The sequence below is a fragment of the Paracoccus sp. MC1854 genome (assembly GCF_014164635.1).
Taxonomy (GTDB): domain Bacteria; phylum Pseudomonadota; class Alphaproteobacteria; order Rhodobacterales; family Rhodobacteraceae; genus Paracoccus.
Genome location: NZ_JACJFU010000008.1, coordinates 25123 through 45873 on the forward strand (window position 1 = coordinate 25123; position 20751 = coordinate 45873).

Consider the following 20751-nt stretch of genomic DNA (forward strand, 5'->3'; position numbering starts at 1 on the left):
TTGACCTGACCCGGATGTTCCTGGGCCAGGAACCATTTTTGTTCTACGCCGAGATCGCGTTCAGGACGTTCCTCATCTACGGCTACACGCTGGCGTTGATCCGCTGGATCGGCGGGCGCTCGGTCACGCGACTGTCGATGGTGGACCTGATCCTGGTGATCGCGCTCGGCTCGGCGGTGGGGGACGCGACTTTCTACCCCGACGTGCCGCTGCTGCAGGCCATGCTGGTCATCACCGTGATCGTCTGCCTGAACAAGCTGATCGACAACCTGATCGAGCGATACGACCACGCCAAGCGGATCATCGACGGCCGCACCGTGGCCGTCGTCCGCGACGGCCGCATCGACCGCGAGGGACTGGTCCTGCGCGACATCAGCGCGCTGGAGCTGAAGTCGCTGCTGCGGCTCAGGGGCATTTCCAACCTCGGGCAGGTCGAATCCGCCTTCCATGAATCCGGCGGCGGCCTGTCGGTCTTCCACCGCGAGACGCCGGTTCCGGGCCTGCCCATTGTCCCGCCCGACGATGTGTCGCCCCCCGCGCCCCTTGCTACCGCCGCCCCGAAGGCGCCGGTCTGCTGCGTGAACTGCGGCACGCTGCGGGTCGCCGCAGATGTGTCTGAAACGACAGGCTGCCCCGACTGCGGGCGCCGGGACGGCTGGACCCCTGCGGTGACGCCCGGGGTGGCCCGCGCCTCGGACTGGTGCCATCGCGCTTGCCAACCGGGCCCGCATCCGCCATCCCGCCGAACAGTGAGCGGAGGAAGCCATGGCGCAACAGGTCTATACGCTGCTGGTCCAGGTCGGCCGCAAGCAGGGGGACGGGCTGCCCGATGGGGCGACTGGCGCGGCACTGGTCTGCTACGCCTCGGGCGTGGATCAGGACGAGGCGGTGCGCGAGACAGTGGCGATCCTCAAGCAGGCCGACCTGGCCCCGCTTGAGGTGCAGGGCTACGGCACGCCCGAGGAACGGCAGGCCGAAGGCCACGAGATCCCCGAGGAGGAACGCGCCCTGATGACCCGCGCGCTTGAGGAAAACAGTGTGATCGTGGCCCAGTTCGAGCCGTTCTTCGACGAGCCGGGCAACCGCTGATCCTGCCGCCCTGCATCCTGAAGCTGTGCGGAACACCTGCGGCGGGTTGCAAGCTTCCGGGGGCCGCGGCTAAGCTTTGCGGCAATAAAAACGATATCCCGACGAGGCAGTGACATGAAATTGACGACAAGGCTCGCCCTTGCCACGGCCATGGTGGCCGTGCTGGGGTCCTGCGGCACGACCATCGGCGTGGGCCCCGGCATCGGCTCGACCGGCGGCGGGTCGTCCGTAACCCCGGCTCCGATCCCCGCTGCCGATCCCGCGACCGAGGCGAGCTTCCAGCAATGGGTGCGGAATTTCCGCCCGCGTGCCGTTTCGGCCGGCATCAGCCCCGCGACCTATGACCGGGCCATGTCGATCGCCCGTTACAACTCCGAGGTGATCCGCCTCGACCGACGGCAGGCCGAGTTCTCGCGTCCCGTCTGGCTTTACCTCGACAGCGCGGTGTCTCCGGAACGGGTCACCACCGGCCGCCAGATGGCCGCCCAGCACGCCCGGACGCTGGCGGCGATCGAGGCCACCTACGGCGTCCCGCGCGAGATCGTGCTGGCGGTCTGGGGGATGGAATCGAATTTCGGCGCGAACCGGGGCCGGATGCAGATCATTCCATCGCTGGCGACGCTGGCCTATGACGGGCGCCGCTCGCAGATGTTCCAGGAACAACTGATCGCAGCGCTGCGGATCATCCAGGCGGGCGACACCGCGCCGGAACATATGCTTGGGTCCTGGGCGGGGGCGATGGGGCACACGCAGTTCATGCCGAACTCGTATCTCAGCTATGCGGTCGATTTCACCGGCGACGGGCGGCGCGACATCTGGTCGGACGACCCGACCGATTCGCTGGCCTCGACCGCAGCCTATCTGGCCCGCAACGGCTGGCAGCGCGGCCAGCCCTGGGTGGTCGAGGTCGTGGTGCCCGAGGGCTTCACCGCCGTCGGCAAGGGCACGCGGACCAGCACCAGCCAGCTTGCGGCGATGGGCGTGCGGGCGGCGAGCGGCCGCGGGCTGCCGGCCGGCACCGGCTCGATCATCCGGCCTGCGGGGGCTCGGGGGCCTGCGTTCCTGATCCTCGACAACTTCCGCTCGATCCTGCGCTACAACAACTCGGACAGCTATGCGCTGGGCGTGAGCTACCTGGCCGAGGCGATCGCCGGCCGCCCTGGCATCCAGGCTGCATGGCCCCGGTCCGACCGCCCGCTGACGCAAGGAGAGCGGACCGAGATCCAGCGCCTGCTGACCGCCCGCGGCTTTTACCGCGACGAGATCGACGGCAAGATCGGCACCGGCACGATGGAGGCGATCTCGGCCTTCCAGCGATCCATCGGCGTCCCGCCCGACGGCTACGCGACCTCGATCCTGCTGGGGCAGTTGCGGGGGCGCTGAGGCTGCGAGGGAAAAGGGAAAGACCCGGCATGCGAAGGGCGGCCGGGCCTTTTCATGCCGCAATGCCAGATGTACGGCAGGCATCCGGCGAGGTTTGCCGGAAACCCGTGGTTCCAGAGCCTTGAGCGGAAAATGGCGAAGGAAGGACGCCGGCCTGACTGGGGTCTCACCCTGGAGGCGGGTACCGGAATCGAACCGGTCTTCACGGATTTGCAATCCGCTGCGTAACCTCTCCGCCAACCCGCCTCGGTGAGGTGCAGGACAGATAGGCGAAACCGCCCTGCCCTGCAAGCCACTGCATGACCCTTGAAACCGGGCAAGCAGAGGAAGGTCCACCAGGCGCCCCCAAAAGAAAGGGGATCGCGGAACAGCCGTCATGACTGAACTCTCGCAAGACGGGCAGGCCGATATTAACGGAAAGGGCCGCAAAGGCGGCCCTTTCCAGTGCAGTGGGGACAAAGCCCCCCTTCTTACTTCACCCGCGCGTTGCGGTTGCCGATCAGCTTCAGCCGCAACGCGTTCAGCTTGATGAAGCCGGCCGCGTCCTTCTGGTCATAGGCACCGGCGTCCTCCTCGAAGGTGACGTGCGCCTCAGAGTAGAGGCTCAGGTCCGACCAGCGGCCCACGCAGTTGACCGAACCCTTGTAAAGCTTCAGCCGCACAATGCCCGAGACATATTCCTGCGACTTGTCGATCAACGCCTGCAGCATCTCGCGTTCAGGGCTGAACCAGAAGCCGTTGTAGATCAGTTCCGCATAACGCGGCATCAGGCTGTCCTTGAGATGCCCCGAGCCCGAATCGAGCGTGATCTGCTCGATGCCGCGATGCGCTTCCAGCAGGATGGTGCCACCGGGGGTTTCGTAGATGCCGCGCGACTTCATGCCGACAAAGCGGTTTTCCACGAAGTCAAGCCGCCCGATGCCGTGCCTGCGGCCATATTCGTTCAGCGCCGTCAGCAGCACCGCGGGCGACATCGCCTCGCCGTTGATCGCCACCGCATCGCCGCGCTCGAAGGTGACTTCGATATGTTCGGGCTGGTCCGGCGCGTCCTCGGGGTTCACCGTGCGCTGATAGACGTAGTCGGGCGCTTCCTCGGCCGGATTCTCCAGCGCCTTCCCCTCGGACGAGGTGTGCAACAGGTTCGCATCGACGCTGAACGGCGCCTCGCCGCGCTTGTCCTTGGCGATCGGGATCTGGTTCGCTTCCGCGAATTCGATCAGCTTCGTGCGGCTGGTCAGGTCCCAGATCCGCCAGGGGGCGATCACCTTGATCGAGGGGTCCAGCGCATAGGCCGACAGTTCGAACCGCACCTGGTCGTTGCCCTTGCCGGTCGCGCCATGGGCCACGGCATCGGCGCCATGCTCATGCGCGATCTCGACCAGCCGTTTCGAGATCAGGGGCCGCGCGATCGAGGTCCCCAGCAGATACTGCCCCTCGTAGACCGCGTTCGCCCGGAACATCGGGAAGACATAGTCATGCACGAATTCCTCGCGCAGGTCCTCGATGTGGATGTTTTCCGGCCGGATGCCCAGCAGTTCGGCCTTCTGGCGCGCAGGCTCAAGCTCCTCGCCTTGGCCGAGGTCGGCGGTGAAGGTGATGACCTCGCAGCCATATTCCGTCTGCAGCCACTTCAGGATGATCGAGGTGTCGAGCCCCCCGGAATAGGCGAGAACGACTTTCTTCGGCGCGTCAGACATCAGGGGGCCCTCTTGATCCGCGATTTTCCAGCGGATTATGGCGTTTCGATGGGTCTCACAAGGGCAAGGGGCTCAGGCCACGCTGGCAATCCATTGCGACCGCGCTTATCCCTGCACCATGAGCGATCCCGACTCCTCCGTCCGCCAGGCCGAAGCGGCGCTGCGCGCGCTGTTCGACCCCACGCCGCTGCTGCGCAACGACCATCTTTCGGCCCGCTACGGCGCCGAGATCTGGCTCAAGCGTGAGGATCTGACCCCGGTGCGCAGCTACAAGCTGCGTGGGGCCTTCAACGCGATGCGTCATGCCAAGGCCGGGCCGGGGGCGCATTTCGTCTGCGCCAGCGCCGGCAACCACGCGCAGGGCGTGGCCTTCGCCTGCCGCCATTTCGGGGCCGAGGGGACGATCTTCATGCCCGTGACAACGCCCAGGCAGAAGATCGACAAGACCCGCATCTTCGGCAATGGCGCGGTCGAGATCGTGCTGACCGGCGACTATTTCGACCAGACCCTGCGGGCAGCGCAGGAGTTCACCAAGGCCCAGAACGCCACCTTTCTGTCGCCTTTCGACGACGCCTGCGTGATCGAGGGCCAGGCGACGGTTGCAACCGAAATCCTCGCCCAGATGGAGGCCGCGCCCGATCTCGTGGTCCTTCCTGTCGGCGGTGGCGGCCTTGCGGCCGGCGTCACCGGCGTCATGTCCGCCCAGTCACCCCGGACCCGCTTTGCCTTTGTCGAACCGGGCGGCGGCGCCAGCCTGCGGGCGGCACTGGAAGCCGGCCACCCCGTCGCCCTGCCCGCCATCGACAACTTCGTGGACGGCGCCGCCGTCGCGCGGATCGGCGAACTGCCCTTCCGGCACCTGTCCCGCTTTGCGCCCTCGAACGTGGTGATCGCGCCCGAGGACCGCATCTGCGCCACCATGATCGAAATGCTGAACGTCGAGGGGATCGTGCTGGAACCCGCCGGCGCGCTGGCCGTGGACGCCCTGCGCGACCTCGGCGCGGATGGCGCGCTGGAGGGCAAGAGCGTGGTCTGCATCTGCTCGGGCGGGAACTTCGACTTCGAGCGGCTGCCCGAGGTGCGCGAGCGGGCGCAGCGCTGGGCGGGGCTGAAGAAATACTTCATCCTGCGCCTGCCGCAGCGGCCCGGTGCATTGCGCGAGTTCCTGAACCTGCTCGGCCCCGAGGACGACATCGCGCGCTTTGAATACTTGAAGAAATCGGCACGCAACTTCGGCTCGGTCCTGATCGGGATCGAAACCACCAGCCCCGCCAATCTGGACGCACTGTCCCGGCGGCTGGCCGAGGCGGGCCTTGACTGGCGCGACATCACCGGGGACGCGGTGCTGTCCGAGTTCCTGATCTGACACCAACCCGCCGGCCTCCTTCCCGCCGGTCGGGACGCCGGATTCCGCCGCGATGTCAACGCGGCTTTCGCAGGTCCTTCGCTTAACCGCACGTTCACTGGGCCGCTGTAGCCTGCCCCCATGAAACAGCCGAATCGTTTAGCCGCGTCCGTGCCGGCAGGCGCGCCGGGCCATGTTCCTCGCCGCCGGCTGGTGCTGCTGGCCGATGCCAGCCGGGCGCACCGGCGCATGCTGTCGATCCAGTTGCAGCGCGCCGGCTATCGGGTCGTCGAGGCGGCGGAAGGCGAATCCGCCCTGCAGGTCTGCCGGGATCTCGAACCTGACCTGATCCTGTCCGACTCACATCTGGGAGCGCTGTCGGGGCTGGAACTCTGCCGCGCCCACCGGACCATGCCACGCCAAGGCTACGGCTATTTCATCCTTCTGACCTCCAGCACCCAGCGTGAAGACATCGCGGTGGCACTGGGCGCCGGCGCCGACGATTTCCTGATGAAGCCCATCTCCGGCGCCGAACTGCTGGCCCGCATCCGCGCCGCCGAACGCGTGCTGGACATGCACGACAACCTGGCCGCCGCGAACCGCGAACTGCAAGGCGCGCTTGAACGGCTGCACCACGCCCAGGAACAGATGACTGCCGACCTGCGCGAGGCACGCAAGCTGCAGCAGGCGATGATCCGAGAACGCCAGCGCAGCTTCGGGCCGTTCCGGGTGTCGCTGCTGATGCGCCCGGCCGGCATGATCGGCGGCGATTTCGTGGGTTTCCAACAGCTCGACGATAGGGCCATCGGCCTGCACGCGGTGGACGTGTCCGGGCACGGTGTCGCCTCGGCCCTGCTGACGGCGCGGGTTGCGGCGCAGATCGAGGCGCTGTCGCAGGATCATCAGGTCGAGCCGGCGCGGCTCGTGTCCACCTTGAACGACCTGATGCTGGATGGCCCGATCGCCGAAGCCTACCTGACCATGGTCTATGCCCGGCTGGATCTTTCGACGCACCGGCTGCGGCTGGTGCAGGCAGGTCACCCCCACCCCTTTCTTCAGCGGGCCAGCGGCGCGATCGAGCGCGTGGGCCATGGCGGACTGCCGGTCGGCGTGCTGGAAGGCGCGCGTTTTGACGAGATCGAGGTCGTGCTGAACCCGGGCGACAGGATGCTGATCGTTTCGGACGGGATCACCGACGCGGCCAGCAGTCGGGGCGAACCCTTGGGCGAGGACGGGCTGCGGGCGATCCTGCAACTGAACGCGCCTGTTTCAGGCCATGCGCTGCTGGAATCCATGTGCTGGTCGGTCGCCGCCTTTGCCAGCGGGGAACGGGCGGACGACCTGTCCGCCGTGCTGATCGAGCATCTCGCGCCTGCCCCGGTGCTGGCGGGTCCGGGGCAGCGCGTGGACCCTGCCGAGGGGATCAGATGACCAGAACCTGCGTGCCGACCTTGGTCAGCGCGAAAAGTTGCTGGATATGCTCGTTGTAAAGCCCGATGCAGCCGTTCGAGGACTTGCGCCCGATCTTGCGGGTATCGTGGGTGCCGTGGATGCGGTAATAGGTCCAGCTCAGCCACAGCGCATGGGTGCCCATCGGGTTGTCCGGCCCCGGCGGGACGAAATCCGGCCATTCCGGGTTGCGCTTCTTCATCTCGGGCGTGGGCGACCACGAAGGGCCGTCCACCTTCTTGATGATCTCGGTGCGGCCGCGGCGGGTCAGGTCCTCGCTGACCGGGATCGAGGTCGGGAACAGGCGAAAGTCGGTGCCGTCCTCGGACCAGTAGCTCAGTGCACGCGAGGTCAGGTCCACCAGGACCGCGCCGTTGTTGAGATTGCTGAAATAAGGCTGCCAGTCGTGCATGCGGAAGCTGGACACGTTGCGGCGGTTGTCTGCCGCGGCGTCATGCTGCACCAGACCTGCATCGGGGGTCGCACCTGCGCCGGGCGTGCCCTGCAACGGCTGGCCGGTATAGGGATCGACCGCCTGCGCGGCGGCGGAACCCGCGAAGCCTGCGGCGCCCAGCGCAAGCGAGGTAGCAAGAAAGGACCGCCGGTCGAGGGCGGATCGGTGGGTGACGGACATCTCAATCTCCTGTCGGCCTGGGCCCCTGCGGGCACTTGCGGCAATCGCCTCGTGATATGAAGCCAGCACATAGCTGGGGCGGGGTCGAGATCAACTCACAGCGGCGTCAGTGGTTCAACTTTCCCCCGCCCTGCGGTTCCCGGGCCACATGATAGCAGGAAAGACGCCGCGGCCGACCTGCGCGAGAAGCCGGCCATGTGCTTTTCCTCTACGAACACAGTCGGAAAAGATCCGGAAGGATGGGGCGCCGGGCCGGAGCCTTCCGTCACCAGACCGCAGTGTGCCCAAGGCAGGCGAGCCCGGGATTGCCCCTCAAGCGCAGCCGAGGAGTTTCATGCGTTGCACGAAGCCGCCCGTTTGCAGGCATTGCCAAAAGGTCCGCCAATCCCTTGCGGCTCCTGCAAGAAAGAATCCTGCGTCAGATACGGCAGCCGCGCCTCAGGCGCAGCATGGGGCCTGAGGCGAACGGCCTTGCCACTTGCAGGCGCCGCTGACAGGTCCGCCATCTTCCTGTCGCGCAGGTTTTCCCGCTGCAGCACAAGCCCAAGCGAAGCGGAACGCCCTCCGCCAGCGCCCCGGACGCTCAGTCCCGCCCGTCGAGCCGGACGAAATCGCGGACGCTGCCCTGCCCCGGCTCGATTTCGGCCCAGTTGTCGGACTGGAAATCGACCACCAGCGTGGCTGCCGTCGGATAGCGGCGGAACTGCGGGTCCAACGGCGGACGGGCGGGCAGCATCGCGGCAAAGGCGGCGATGCCGGGGTTGTGGCCGATCATCATCACCGTAGGCGCCGTCGCGGTCTTCAGAACCCGCAGCATCAACTCGGGGGCGGCGTGGTAGAGGGCCGGCTCGATCCGCAGGTCGGGCCGGGTCTCGAACACGGCCTGGGCCACGCAGTCCCAGGTCTCGCGCGTTCGCCGGGACGAGGAGCACAGCACTTCCTCGGGCTCGTAGCCGCGGCTTGCCAGCCAGTCGCCCAGCGCGCGGGCCGAGCGGAGGCCGCGCGCGTTCAGCGGGCGGTCGTGGTCGGGCAGCGTCGGGTCGTCCCAGTCGGACTTGGCATGGCGTGTCAGAATCAGGCGGCAATGTCCCAGCGGTGTCATCCTGATCCTTTCCCTCGGGTCCGATCACGAATCAGAGTGCCACCCGCGCCCGCAAGCCGCAAGCCGCTCTCCGGCCCATGGGCGATGCGAGGTCACAGGCCGCTGCCGCCCTGCCGCAGCCCATGAGGCTTGACCCGGGGCTCGCTGGACCGGATCAGGCTGCCCGCGCCCTGCTCGGTGAACAGTTCCAGCAGCGCCGCATGGGGCACCCGCCCGTCCAGAATCACGACGGCGCGCACGCCCTCGTCCAGCGCCGCAAGCGCCGTTTCGGTCTTGGGGATCATGCCGCCGGCGATGGTGCCATCAGCGATCATCGCCCGCACCTGGTCGGGGTGGATCTGGGTCAGGACCTGCCCCGAGCCGTCCTTGACCCCCGCCACGTCGGTCAGCAGCAGCAGACGGTCGGCCTTGAGCGCGCCGGCGATGGCGCCTGCGGCGGTGTCGCCGTTCACGTTGAAGGTCTCGTTGTCGGCCATGCCGGTCGCCACCGGCGCGATCACCGGGATCAGCCCGGCAAGGTAAAGGTCGCGGATGATCTGCACGTTCATCTCGATGGGGCGCCCGACGAAGCCCAGTTCGGGGTCGTCAGCCTCGCAGACCATCAGGTCGTCGTCCTTGCCGGAAATCCCTATGGCCCGCCCGCCCGCGTCGTTGATGGCCTGCACGATGCGCTTGTTGACGAGGCCCGACAGCACCATTTCCACCACCTGCACGGCCTCGACGGTGGTGACGCGCTTGCCGCGGACAAAGCGGCTTTCGATGCCCAGCCGGTTCAGCAGGTCGTTGATCATCGGCCCGCCGCCGTGAACGACGACCGGGTGGATGCCCACCTGCTTCATCAGCACGATGTCCTTGGCGAACTCGGCCATGGCGGCGTCGTCGCCCATTGCGTTGCCGCCGAACTTCACGACGACTACGGCGCCCGCGTAGCGCTGCATGTAGGGCAGCGCCTCGGACAGGGTGCGGGCGGTGGTGACGAAGTCTCGATCCATGCTCTGCAGTCTCATGCGCTGTCCTCGTGGGTGCGGGCGAGGCTAGGCAAAGCCGTGTCCGAGGTCCAGAGCGCCTACAGGATGAAGTCCGTATCGCCGATGGCAAGCGCCCCCTGCAGGACAAGCGCGAAATCGGCGCTGCCGTCACTGTCTGTATCGGCCTCGATGCGGACGGTGTCGGCATGGATGAACCAGCGCAGTTCCTTGTCGCCGCGGCTGAAGGGCGCGCCGCCGACCGGCGCGACCCTGAGGGCCGAAAGGTCGATGCGGTCCACGCCCGGCGAGAAATCAGCGATCACGTCCTCGGTCCCCGGCGGCGAATCCACGGGATCGAAGATGAACACGTCGGCACCCGCCCCTCCGGTCATGAGGTCAAGCCCGTCGTCTCCCTGCAGGACATCCGCGCCATTCCCGCCGGTCAGGACATCGTTGCCGGCGCCGCCCTTCAGCGTGTCGCTGCCCTGCCCCCCCGCCAGCCGGTCGGCGCCGTGCCCGCCCAGCAGCAGATCGTCGCCGCCGTCGCCGAAAAGCTGGTCGTCGTCCCAACTGCCGTCGATGGTGTCGTTCCCCTCGCCCCCCATCATGAGATCGGCGCCGGCTTCGCCCAGCATCAGGTCATTGCCCGCCTCGCCGTAAAGGCTGTCGTTGCCCATCCCTCCGATCAGGCGGTCGGCGCCATCACCGCCATGCATGCTGTCGTGGCCGACATTCCCGCGCAGGGTGTCGTTGCCCCGACCGCCGGTCATGCTGTCGTTGCCGCCTTCGCCGATCAGGAAATCATTGCCGTCGTCCCCGAACAGCCGGTCGTCATGGTCGCCCCCGAAGATCGTGTCGTTGCCGTTGCCGCCATGGATCACGTCGCGCCCCGCCGCGCCCAGCAGCAGGTCGTCGCCATCCTCGCCCAGAACGGTATCGTCCCCCGGACCGGCATTGACGTTGTCGCGCCCAGCCCCTGCGGTCACGGAATCATTGCCGGCGCCGGGCCGCAGGGTGTCGTTCCCCGGCCCGGCCTGCATCCGGTCGTTGCCCCCGCCGGCGAACATCATGTTGTTGCCCAGCAGGTCGACCAGCAGGTTGTCGCCGCTCACGTCCAGCATCAGGTCGTCGCCCGCATCCCCCAGCAGGGTGTCATTGCCGGCCATGCCGAAGATGCGGTCGTTGCCCGCGCCGCCGGACAGGTGATCGTTGCCCGCGCCGCCGTTCAGCCGGTCGTTCCCGGCGCCGCCCTGAATCCGGTCGTTGCCGGTTTCCCCACCGATCAGGTCGTCTCCGTCCTGTCCGGTCACGCTGTCGTCCCCGTCCCCGGCAAGCACGAGATCGTTGCCACCCCCCCCACGGATCGAATCATTGCCCGCGCCTCCCCATACGGTGTCCTCGCCGTCCTGGCCGACAATGCTGTCATTGCCCATGCCGCCCTGCAGGAAATCCTCGAGATCGCTGCCGAGGATCGTGTCGTTGCCGCCATAGCCGTAAACCAGCGAGCCGCCGCGTCCTGCCCTGAGCAGATCCCCCTTGGCCGTGCCCAGAACGGTCGAGCGCACGTCGGGCGGCTGGTAATGGGCGACGGGAAACATCCCGTTGTCGAAATCGCCCGCGCTCAGCGGGCGGCCGTTCTGGGTGCGGACCTCGATCGTGGTGTCGCCGAAGCGGATCCTGACCCCCCAGCTCTGCGGGATGAACTTGAGCTGCGAGACCGAGCGGATCATGCCCAGCATCGACATGTCGATCCGGTCGAGGCCCGGCTGGAAGTCGCGGATGGTGATGCGTCCCGCGACCCGCATCGGGATGAACAGGTCGGCCCCCGCCCCGCCGTAAAGGTCGATGGTGCGGGACCCGGCGATCAGGATGTCGTCGCCAGCGCCGCCCTCGATCCGGGTGGTGTTCATCCCAGCCTGGAGCAGATCGTTCGCGTCCGTGCCCCTGTGGGCGCCGTTCCCGACCTGGCGGGTCTGGCCGATCCGGCCGGGATCAATGACGAACTGGCTGACGCCCCTTTCCACCTCGGACCCCGCGAAGACGACGATCCTGCCGCCCATCACCCGCACCGCCAGCGCCGAGACATCACTCAGCGCCCACCGCGCATCGTCGGCGATGGTGTCGAGGTGGATCAGCCGCCCGTCGGGGGTCAGGGTGAACAGGCTCAGGCCATCATCCGCGCCGCCCACCACGACAAAGGCGCGGCCGTCGATCGTCACCCCCTCCATCACCGTGGCTTTCTGAAAACGGGTGGTGCGTTCGTCGATGACGTGATCGACCGGGACCAGCCCGCCCCCGGCGACGATCCGCACGGTGGTCAGCGAGGAACTGTAGGCGGAACTGACGACCAGATAATGCCGCCCGTCGACCTCAAGCGCCACGATGTCGCGCGGGCCGTTGAAGCCGGTGCCGCGAGTGGCGCCCAAGAACTCGCCCGGCGCCAGCCTGCCGTCGGGCAGAACGACATGGGACGAGACGAAGTTGCCGCGCGTCGAAACGGCGACAAGCAGGTCTACCCCCCCGAGCCTCAGCGGCACCAGGGCGTCGATCTGGGCGTCGGGGGGCAGCTTGGGCGGGACGGCCGAGGTGCCCGCCTGCTCGATCCGCCCGTCGGGGCGCTGGCGCCACAGGCCGAAGACCGGCTGGTCGTGGCGGGCGGCGTAGATCACCGCCTGCCCGCCGGCCAGCGTGAAGCTGCCCGCGTGCAGCAGGTCCGAGGGCAGCGCCGCCCCCTCGATCCCGCTGTCGCGGGCGCCGCGCCTGCCATCCGCCCCGATCCGGCTGACCGCGTCCGCTCCGCCGCGCAGCCCTCCCATCAGCAGCGACACGCCGCCGGGGCGGTCGAGCAGGATCGCCTGCGGCTCGGCCAGATGGGAAAGCCGGCGCTGGTAGTCATACGAGGCGATGACGCGGGCCAGCTTGTCCGCCGCCGCCACGTCCCAGATCGAGACGCCCCCGCCCGCATGGGTCGTGCCGACCAGAACCGTGCGCTCGCCCACCCGACCCAGGGTCAGGTCGGTCAGGCTTCGCACAAAGCCCTGGGTTACCGTGGTGACATACCGAAATCTGGCCATCCGCCCTGCCGCCGCTTGCGATGATCGCAGGCGTCAGGGTGGGTTCCAGCCCTTAACAATCGGTAAGAATCCGGCCCTTCCGGCCCGAGGCTTTAGGTGGCATTTGAACCATCGCCCCGCCGATAGGGGCCGAAGGCGGCGGTTTCGGCCATGTCATCGCCGACCGCCTCGGTCTCTTGCGCGAGGTATCCGGCAAGCGCCCGGCGGAAGCCCGCGTCGGCGACCCAGTGGATGGAATGCGTCTCGGCCGGCATGTAGCCGCGGGCGAGCTTGTGTTCACCCTGCGCGCCCGCCTCGACGCGGGAAAGCCCGTGTTCGATCGCCCAGTCGATGGCGCGGTGGTAGCACAGTTCGAAATGCAGGAAGGGATGCTCCTCGGTGCAGCCCCAGTAGCGGCCGAACAGCGTCTCGCGCCCGATCAGGTTCAGCGCCCCCGCGACGGGGCGGCCGTCCCGTTCGGCCAGAAACAGCAGGCAGTCGTCGCGCATGGTCTGGTGCAGCAGGTCGAAGAAGGCCCGCGTCAGGTAGGGCCGGCCCCACTTCCGCCCGCCGGTGTCCTGGTAGAAGGTCCACATCGCGTCCCAATGTTCCGGCCGCAACTCGTCGCCGGTCAGCGCGAGGATGCGGCCGCCGAAGGCATTGGCGCGCTCGCGTTCCTTCCGCAGCGCCTTGCGCTTGCGGCTGGACAGGGCGGCAAGGAAGTCCTCGTAGCTGCCGTAGCCGTCATTGAGCCAGTGATACTGCGTCGTGGTGCGGCCCAGCCAGCCCTGCGCCTCGCCCAAGGCCCGCTCGGCCTCGGTGCAGAAGGTGACATGGGCCGAGGACAGGTCGGCCCGCGTCGCCACCTGCGTCATCGCCGCCAGCAAGCCCGCCTGCACCTGCGGGTCATCCGCAATCAGACGCGGCCCCGTGGCGGGAGTGAAGGGCACGGCGCATTGCAGCTTGGGGTAATACTGCCCGCCTGCCCGCCGCCAGGCATCCGCCCAGGCATGGTCGAAGATGTATTCGCCCTGGCTGTGGGTCTTGAGGTAAAGCGGCGCAACGCCCACCACCTTGTTCCCGATCCGGGCCACCAGATGCGAGGGGTGCCAGCCCGTCCCCTTGCCCACCGACTTCGACTGCTCCAGCGCCAGCAGGAAGCGGTGGCTGGTGAAGGGATCGCCGCCCGCACCGCAGGTGTCCCACGCGGCGGCGTCCAGCGCATCCACGCCATGCAGGATGGAAATGGTCAGTTCGGCCATGTCCGGGAAGATAAGCCGGAGCCAGACGGTTTCAACGCTGCCGGCGCGCCATGAAGGCCAGCCGCTCGAACAGCGCCACGTCCTGCTCGTTCTTCAGCAGCGCGCCATGCAGCCTGGGCAGCATCTCGTTCGGAGGACGCTTGAGATCCTCGGGCGACAGGTCCTCGGCGAGGATCAGCTTGAGCCAGTCAAGGAACTCGCTGGTCGAGGGCTTCTTCTTCAGCCCCGGCGCCTCGCGCAATTCGAAGAACTGGTGCAGCGCCTCGTCCAGCAGGCGCTGTTTCAGCCCTGGATAATGGACCCCCACGATCTGCTTCAGGGTCTCGGCATCGGGGAAGCGGATGTAATGGAAGAAGCAGCGGCGCAGGAAGGCGTCGGGCAGCTCCTTCTCGTTGTTCGAGGTGATGATGACAACCGGCCGGTGCCGCGCTACCACCGTCTCGCCGGTCTCGTAGACGTGGAACTCCATCCGGTCGAGTTCCTGCAGAAGGTCGTTCGGGAACTCGATGTCGGCCTTGTCGATCTCGTCGATCAGCAGGACGACCTTGCCCGGCGCGTCGAAGGCCTGCCACAGCTTGCCGCGGCGGATGTAGTTGGAAACATCGTGGACGCGTTCCTCGCCCAACTGGCTGTCGCGCAAGCGGCTGACGGCGTCGTATTCGTAGAGCCCCTGCTGGGCCTTGGTGGTGGACTTCACGTTCCATTCGATGATTGGCAGGCCGAGGCTTGCAGCGACCTGCCGCGCGAGTTCGGTCTTGCCGGTCCCCGGCTCTCCCTTGACCAGCAGCGGGCGTTCCAGCGTCACGGCGGCATTCACCGCCAGTGCGAGGTCGGGGGGCGCCACATAGCTTTCGGTGGAACGGAACTGCATGGATCGGTCCTTCTGGCAGGCGGGCGAACCAGCGGACACTAGGCCGCGGGCCGCTCACGGGCAAGTTCGGCCCCGGCGTCACGCGACTATTTCCTTCCTGCGCCTCATCCTTTAAGGGGGCGCCAAAGGAACGGGCACCGCCCTCGGTCCCGCCTTCGGAGGAGCCATGAAGCGCCAGACTTTCCTTCCCGAAGAATATCGTCCCGCCGAGGACGAGCCCTTCATGAATGAACGCCAGCTTGAATATTTCCGCCGCAAGCTGCTGGCCTGGAAGCAGGAGCTTCTGGACCAGTCCGCCGAAACGCTGGAAGGGATGAAGGACAGCGGCCGCAATGTCCCCGACATCGCCGACCGCGCATCCGAGGAAACCGACCGCGCGATCGAGCTGCGCACCCGCGACCGCCAGCGCAAGCTGGTCAGCAAGATCGACGCCGCCCTGCGCCGGATCGAGACGGGCGAGTTCGGCTATTGCGAGATGACCGGCGAGCCGATCAGCCTGCGCCGCCTGGACGCTCGCCCCATCGCCACCATGACGCTGGAAGCGCAGGAAAAGCACGAACGGCGCGAGCGCGTCCACCGGGACGACTGACCGCATCGCCTGTCCGCGGCCCCTTGCTTACGGCTGCGGCCCGGAACAGAAGGGCGGGAAAATGGCAGGCATCGGGGCGCTGCAAGGACGTGCGGCCATCATCATCGGCGGTGGCATCGGCGGGCTGACCGCCGCGCTGGCCTTGGCGCAGAGAGGTGCCCGCGTCACCGTCCATGAACGCGCCGGGGCTTATCGCGAGGTCGGCGCGGGCATCCAGGTCAGCCCCAATGCCGGCCGCGTGCTGGACGCGCTGGGGCTGAGAAAGGCTTTTCACGCTGCCTCGGCCCCCTCTCACGGGGTCGAGTTGCGCGACGATACTGGCGCTCTGGTCCTTGCCATGGACTTTATCCGCCTCCGTCCGCAGACGAGCTTCCGCACCGTCCACCGCGCCCGTCTGCTGCAGGTCCTTGAGGACGCGGCTCGCACGGCGGGCGTCGAGATCCGTCTCGGCTCGCCCGTCGAGACATTGCCCGAGGCGCCCCTCGTGATCGGCGCGGACGGCTTGCACAGCCGCGTCCGGGTGGCGCTGAACGGGTCCGAGACGCCCTTTTTCACCGGCCAGACCGCTTGGCGGGCGATCATCCCCGCGGAAGATGACGCCCGCCCGGTGTCGCAGGTCTTCATGGGGTCGGGACGGCATCTGGTCAGTTATCCGCTGGGCTTCGGCCTGCGCAACATCGTGGCCGTGATCGAGCGCCCCGACTGGACCGGCGAAGGCTGGTCGCAGACGGATGATCCCCGGAACCTGCGCCTTGCCTATGCGGGCTTCGGCGGCCCGGTTCCGGGCTGGCTGGCGCAGGTCACGGAAACCGGCCTCTGGGGACTGTTCCGGCACGAGGTCGCGCCCCGCTGGCACGACGACAGCCGCGCGATCCTGGGGGACGCGGCGCATCCCACCCTGCCCTTTCTCGCCCAAGGGGCCTGCATGGCGATCGAGGATGCCTGGGTGCTGGCCGCTTGCCTCGACGCCGATCCCGACCAGCCTCGCGCCTTGGCCCGCTATCAGGCGCGGCGGCGCGACCGCTGCGCCCGGATCGTCGCGGCGGCCACGGCGAATGCCCGGAACTATCACCTGTCCGGGCCAAAGCGCCTTGCGGGTCACACGGCGCTGCGGCTCGCCAATCGCCTCGCGCCAAGAGCGGTGTTCGAGCGCTTCGCTTGGGTCTATGACCACGACCCTACCGCGACAGGCTGACCGGCGGGCTTCTTCTTTGCCCGGCATCCCGGGCATCGAGCCGCCCGAACAGGGGATGGATCAGAAAACCGCCGTCATGGCCGCTTTTCCGCCGGATGAGTCCAGTGGCCCGTTTTCCGGCGAAAAGGGGCCGGCAGGCCGGACCGGGCAGCGCCCCGGTCCGGCGTCTCCGCTCAGGCCGCCGCCTTCTCGACTGCCGCGACGATGCCCTCCACGACCTCGCGCAGCACGGCCTCGTCCTCGGCCTCGGCCATGACGCGGATGAGGGGCTCGGTGCCGGACTTGCGGATCAGGACGCGGCCCGACTGCGCCAGCCGCGCCTCGGCGCTGGCGATCTCGGCGCGGACCGCCTCGGCCGACAGGGGATCGGCCCCGGCCTTGTAGCGCACGTTCTTCAGCATCTGCGGCACGGGGTCGAACTGGCGCACCAGATCGCTGGCCGGCCTGCCGCTGTCGGACAGCGCCGCGAGGAACTGCAGCCCGGCGATCAGGCCGTCCCCGGTCGTGGCATAGTCGGTCATCACGATATGGCCCGACTGCTCGCCGCCGAGGTTGAAGCCCGCGCCGCGCATCCGTTCCACCACATAGCGGTCGCCGACAGCCGTGCGCTCCAGCCGCAACCCGCGGCCCGTCAGAAAACGCTCCAACCCGAGGTTCGACATTACCGTGGCGACCAGCGCCCCCCCGCGCAGCCTGCCCGCGTCAGCCCAGCGGCTGGCCAGCAGCGCCATGATCTGGTCGCCGTCGGCCACCGCGCCGGTTTCGTCGATGATCATCACCCGGTCCGCGTCACCGTCGAGGCTGATGCCCAGATGCCCGCCATGCTCCAGCACCGCCGCCGCCGCGGCCTGCGGGTGGGTGGAGCCCACGCCATCGTTGATGTTGAAGCCGTCCGGGTCCACCCCCAGCGGAATCACCTCGGCGCCAAGTTCCCACAGCACCTCTGGGGCAGCGCGATAGGCCGCGCCGTTCGCGCAGTCGATCACCACCTTCAGCCCGTCCAGCCGCTGGCCCTGCGGGAAGGTGGTCTTGGCGTATTCGACATAGCGCCCGCGACCGTCGTCAATCCGCCTGGCCCGCCCGATCTTGGCGGGCGCGGCCAGCGGGATCTCAGCGGCGAGGATCGCCTCGATCTCAAGCTCGGCCTCGTCGGACAGCTTGAAGCCGTCGGGGCCGAAGAACTTGATGCCGTTGTCATCGGCCGGATTGTGGCTGGCCGAGATCATGATGCCCAGATCGGCCCGCATCGACCGCGTGAGATAGCCCACCGCGGGCGTCGGCACCGGCCCCAGCAGCAGCACGTTCATGCCCGTGCTGGTCAGACCCGCCGTCAGCGCGTTTTCCAGCATGTAGCCCGACAGCCGGGTATCCTTGCCGATCACGACCCGGTGCCCGTTGCTGCCGTTCTCGCTGCGGAAGTAGCGCCCCGCCGCCGCGCCGAGGCGCAACGCCATCTCGGCGGTCATCGGATGGCTGTTCGCGCGCCCGCGCACCCCGTCGGTGCCGAAAAGCTTTCTGCTCATGCCTCTGCCCTCGTTATCGCCTGCCACAGGGCAAGCCCTTGTCTGGTCCCGGCCACGTCATGGACCCGGTGGATCTGGATGCCCTGCTGCACCGCCGCCAGCGTCACGGCAAGGGATCCGGGGTCGCGGGCCGCAGCCTCTCCGGCACCGCCGAGCGCGCCGACGAACCGCTTGCGCGAGGCCCCCAGCAGCACCGGCACCCCGAGCCCATGGTAAAGCGATATCCGGCGCAGGATGGCAAGGTTATGTTCCTGCGTCTTGCCGAAGCCGATGCCGGGGTCGATCACGATCCGGTCGCGCGGAATGCCCGCCGCCTCGGCCCGCGCGATCCGCAGCGCCAGCGCGTCATGGACATCCAGCAGCACGTCGTCATAGCGCGGATCGTCCTGCATCGTCTCGGGAACGCCCTGCGCGTGCATCAGGCAGAGAGCCGCGCCGGTTTCCGCCACGACCGCTGCCATGCCGGGGTCGAAGTCAAGACCCGAGACGTCGTTCACCACCCCCGCGCCCGCCCCGACGCCCTCGCGCGCCACTGCGGCCTTGCGGGTGTCCAACGAAACCGGAACCTCGCCCGACAGCGCCCGGACCGCAGGGTGGATGCGGGCGATCTCGTCGGACACAGACACCGCCTGTGATCCGGGCCGGGTCGATTCGCCGCCGATGTCGAGGATATGCGCCCCCTCGGCCGCCAGTCCGCGACCATGGGCGATGCCGCCATCCGCATTCCAGCGACCGCCGTCCGAAAAGCTGTCGGGGGTCACGTTGACGATGCCCATGATGCGCGGCGCGTCCATCGCAAGGCCCAGCACGGGCGGGCGCGGGGCGGTCAAGGCCGCGATGACCTCGGGCGGTGCTTGCGTGACGATCCGGGGCACGCCGCCGCGGGTCAGAAGCTCAAAGGACGAGAAATGCACCCATCCCCCCGCGAGCCGCCAGCGGCCGGGTCCGAGATCGGGGATGGGACGGAAATATTCGGTCGCAGCCATGGTCTGACGGGGGCTCCTCTCTGCTAGATGCCGCGGGTGCAGGCGTCCTGCAAGGCTCAGCTGCCTAGCCGGGTCGAGGGGATGGGGAAGCCCGCCGCAGCGGCCGGCAGTGCCGCGCCCTCGGGCAGCGCCCAGTCGATGCGCACCGCCTGCAGCCGGGCGGCGAGCCACAGGGTCAGCGCTTCGGGCTCGGCACTGACCGCTTCATCGGCGGCCATCCGCGTCGGCGCCCAGACCACCGCAATCCCGTTCGCCGCCGCCCAGTCGATCTCGGTCCGGCTGTCGGCGACGTTGATCCCCAATTCCCCGGCCAGCGCCCATGCGGCCTGATCCAGCGCCAGCAGGGCGATGCGCCGGGAGTCGCCACCCTGCGGCAGCGGCAGGCGGGGGGCGGCGGGCACGACCACCAAGGGGCCTGCGGCCAGCGCGACGGGGCGGCCCATGAACAGCAGGGCCGGGCGCGCGGCCTCGGTCCGCACCTCGACCTGCCCCTTGCGCCGGCTCAGCGTCACGCCCAGCGCGCCGGGCACGCGGTCCAGCTTTTCGACCCTGACCGTCACCTCGGCAGCCCGGGGGTGCGTCAGCACCTGCGCGGCGATGCGTTCGGCCAGGGTTTCCAGCAGGTCATAGCGGCGGTCGGCCAGCCCATCGGCCACTGCCGCCACCAGCACGTCATAGCTGAGGATCGCGTCCACCTGATCCCCTGCGCCCGTTACCGGCTGCGCCAGGGCGACCTCGATGCCGAAGCGCAGGCGCTGGGTCTGGCCGCGTTCGCTCTGGAAGGCGCCGATCTCGGCGGCAACGACGTGGTCGCGCAGGTGGATGCGGTCGGGGATGCTCATGGCCCCTGTTGGAACGAACAAGGCCCCGCCGCAAGGGCGAGGCCAGCCATCCGCAGCGAAAATCCCGTCAGTTCGAGGCGACCCGCTGCCCGTCGGCGCGGCGATAGAAGATATGGGCGCCGATCCTGGTCGTCCGGGTAAAGCGCTTGGCCCAGGACGGCTTGACATAGGTGGTGTGGAAATAGGTGGCACCCCCGGTCAGGCTGCGGGGGGCGCCGGCCAGGGCCTCGCCCGCGATCTTCTGGGCGCGCTGGGCTGCCGCGCGGTCGCGCATCCGGCCGACCTTGCCCTTGTAGCTGAACTGCTTGGGCTGGTTGATGACCCCGCAGACCGAGCCGGGGAAGGCCGGGTGATCGACACGGTTCAGGATGACCTCGGCCACCGCCCGCTGGCCCTTCACCGACTCGCCCCGCGCCTCGTGGTAAAGCGCCTCGGTCAGGCATTGCAGCGACGCGTTCGAGGCGCCGCCTGCCTTGGCCTGGATCACCCGCTCTGGTCCGCCGGTGGAACTACGCGGGTTCTGGGCAAAGGCCTCGTCAGAAAGGGTCGGCAGGGCGAGCGCAAAACACACTGCAACTTGCGCCAGCCTTTTTAACAGCTTGCTCATCAAGGTCGTCCTGTCGTTTCCGTGCCGCGAAGGGCCTTGGCCAGTCGTCGCGGTTGCTGGAAGGGGACATGCGCGGCTTGCGACAGACTGCGCCAGTCAAAGAAACCGTGAGGTAGGGAACCGCAGCCAGAACAGACAATTCGGGCAAGAACCCGC

17 protein-coding genes, 1 tRNA gene and 1 pseudogene are annotated in these 20751 nt (G+C 68.2%); 7 read left to right on the forward strand and 12 right to left on the reverse strand.

Going from position 1 to position 20751, the window contains the following annotated elements:
• Nucleotides 1–221 precede the first annotated feature (221 nt).
• The 3 genes and pseudogenes from H5395_RS18865 to H5395_RS08675 form a co-directional block, all read left to right on the forward strand.
• Nucleotides 222–476, forward strand: a pseudogene (locus H5395_RS18865) (YetF domain-containing protein); the annotation flags it as partial.
• Between the two features lie 289 nt (nt 477–765).
• Nucleotides 766–1089: a hypothetical protein gene (locus H5395_RS08670; protein WP_182792178.1), complete on the forward strand. Its 324-nt coding sequence runs from the start codon at nt 766–768 to the stop codon at nt 1087–1089.
• A 114-nt stretch (nt 1090–1203) separates the two neighbouring features.
• Nucleotides 1204–2472: a lytic murein transglycosylase gene (locus H5395_RS08675; protein ID WP_182792179.1), complete on the forward strand. Its 1269-nt coding sequence runs from the start codon at nt 1204–1206 to the stop codon at nt 2470–2472.
• A 172-nt stretch (nt 2473–2644) separates the two neighbouring features.
• Here the strand turns inward: H5395_RS08675 and H5395_RS08680 are convergent.
• Nucleotides 2645–2718: transfer RNA gene (locus tag H5395_RS08680), tRNA-Cys, on the reverse strand.
• Between the two features lie 224 nt (nt 2719–2942).
• Nucleotides 2943–4169 carry an argininosuccinate synthase gene (locus H5395_RS08685; protein WP_182792180.1) on the reverse strand — a complete coding sequence of 409 codons (1227 nt, stop codon included), beginning with the start codon at nt 4167–4169 and terminating at the stop codon, nt 2943–2945.
• Between the two features lie 118 nt (nt 4170–4287).
• Between H5395_RS08685 and ilvA the strand changes: the two genes are divergently transcribed.
• Both ilvA and H5395_RS08695 read left to right on the forward strand, forming a co-directional pair.
• Nucleotides 4288–5535: a threonine ammonia-lyase IlvA gene (gene ilvA / locus H5395_RS08690; protein WP_182792181.1), complete on the forward strand. Its 1248-nt coding sequence runs from the start codon at nt 4288–4290 to the stop codon at nt 5533–5535.
• A 120-nt stretch (nt 5536–5655) separates the two neighbouring features.
• On the forward strand, nt 5656–6945 hold the full coding sequence (locus H5395_RS08695) for a PP2C family protein-serine/threonine phosphatase (RefSeq protein WP_182792182.1): 1290 nt from the start codon (nt 5656–5658) through the stop codon (nt 6943–6945).
• On the opposite strand, the gene H5395_RS08700 is transcribed toward H5395_RS08695, so the two are convergent.
• From H5395_RS08700 to H5395_RS08725, 6 genes are all read right to left on the reverse strand, one after another.
• Nucleotides 6938–7597, reverse strand: coding sequence for a L,D-transpeptidase (locus H5395_RS08700; RefSeq protein WP_182792183.1), 660 nt, complete (start codon nt 7595–7597; stop codon nt 6938–6940). The two genes, H5395_RS08695 and H5395_RS08700, sit on opposite strands and share 8 nt — an antisense overlap.
• A 583-nt stretch (nt 7598–8180) precedes the next feature.
• Nucleotides 8181–8699: a histidine phosphatase family protein gene (locus tag H5395_RS08705; RefSeq protein WP_182792184.1), complete on the reverse strand. Its 519-nt coding sequence runs from the start codon at nt 8697–8699 to the stop codon at nt 8181–8183.
• A gap of 92 nt (nt 8700–8791) precedes the next feature.
• Nucleotides 8792–9691, reverse strand: a complete 900-nt coding sequence (argB, locus tag H5395_RS08710; RefSeq protein WP_182792289.1) for an acetylglutamate kinase — start codon at nt 9689–9691, stop codon at nt 8792–8794.
• A 74-nt stretch (nt 9692–9765) separates the two neighbouring features.
• Complete coding sequence (locus H5395_RS08715) at nt 9766–12741, reverse strand: calcium-binding protein (protein ID WP_255440576.1); 2976 nt, start codon at nt 12739–12741, stop codon at nt 9766–9768.
• 92 nt (nt 12742–12833) lie between these two features.
• A complete protein-coding gene (locus H5395_RS08720) occupies nt 12834–13982 on the reverse strand; it encodes a GNAT family N-acetyltransferase (protein WP_182792185.1) in 1149 nt (382 codons plus the stop codon).
• A gap of 31 nt (nt 13983–14013) precedes the next feature.
• A complete protein-coding gene (locus H5395_RS08725) occupies nt 14014–14853 on the reverse strand; it encodes a MoxR family ATPase (RefSeq protein ID WP_182792186.1) in 840 nt (279 codons plus the stop codon).
• A 166-nt stretch (nt 14854–15019) separates the two neighbouring features.
• On the opposite strand from H5395_RS08725, the gene dksA reads away from it, so the two are divergent.
• Nucleotides 15020–15442: an RNA polymerase-binding protein DksA gene (gene dksA / locus H5395_RS08730; RefSeq protein ID WP_182792187.1), complete on the forward strand. Its 423-nt coding sequence runs from the start codon at nt 15020–15022 to the stop codon at nt 15440–15442.
• Between the two features lie 61 nt (nt 15443–15503).
• Nucleotides 15504–16637 carry an FAD-dependent monooxygenase gene (locus H5395_RS08735; protein ID WP_182792188.1) on the forward strand — a complete coding sequence of 378 codons (1134 nt, stop codon included), beginning with the start codon at nt 15504–15506 and terminating at the stop codon, nt 16635–16637.
• 173 nt (nt 16638–16810) lie between these two features.
• Here H5395_RS08735 and glmM read toward each other — a convergent pair whose 3' ends face one another.
• From glmM to H5395_RS08755, 4 genes are all read right to left on the reverse strand, one after another.
• Nucleotides 16811–18160, reverse strand: a complete 1350-nt coding sequence (gene glmM, locus H5395_RS08740; RefSeq protein ID WP_182792189.1) for a phosphoglucosamine mutase — start codon at nt 18158–18160, stop codon at nt 16811–16813.
• On the reverse strand, nt 18157–19146 hold the full coding sequence (gene folP, locus H5395_RS08745) for a dihydropteroate synthase (RefSeq protein WP_182792190.1): 990 nt from the start codon (nt 19144–19146) through the stop codon (nt 18157–18159). Before folP ends, glmM begins: the two co-directional genes overlap by 4 nt.
• 56 nt (nt 19147–19202) lie before the next feature.
• Nucleotides 19203–19988: a dihydroneopterin aldolase gene (locus tag H5395_RS08750; protein ID WP_182792191.1), complete on the reverse strand. Its 786-nt coding sequence runs from the start codon at nt 19986–19988 to the stop codon at nt 19203–19205.
• A 67-nt stretch (nt 19989–20055) separates the two neighbouring features.
• Nucleotides 20056–20595, reverse strand: a complete 540-nt coding sequence (locus tag H5395_RS08755) for a cell wall hydrolase (RefSeq protein WP_182792192.1) — start codon at nt 20593–20595, stop codon at nt 20056–20058.
• Between the last annotated feature and the right edge of the window lie 156 nt (nt 20596–20751).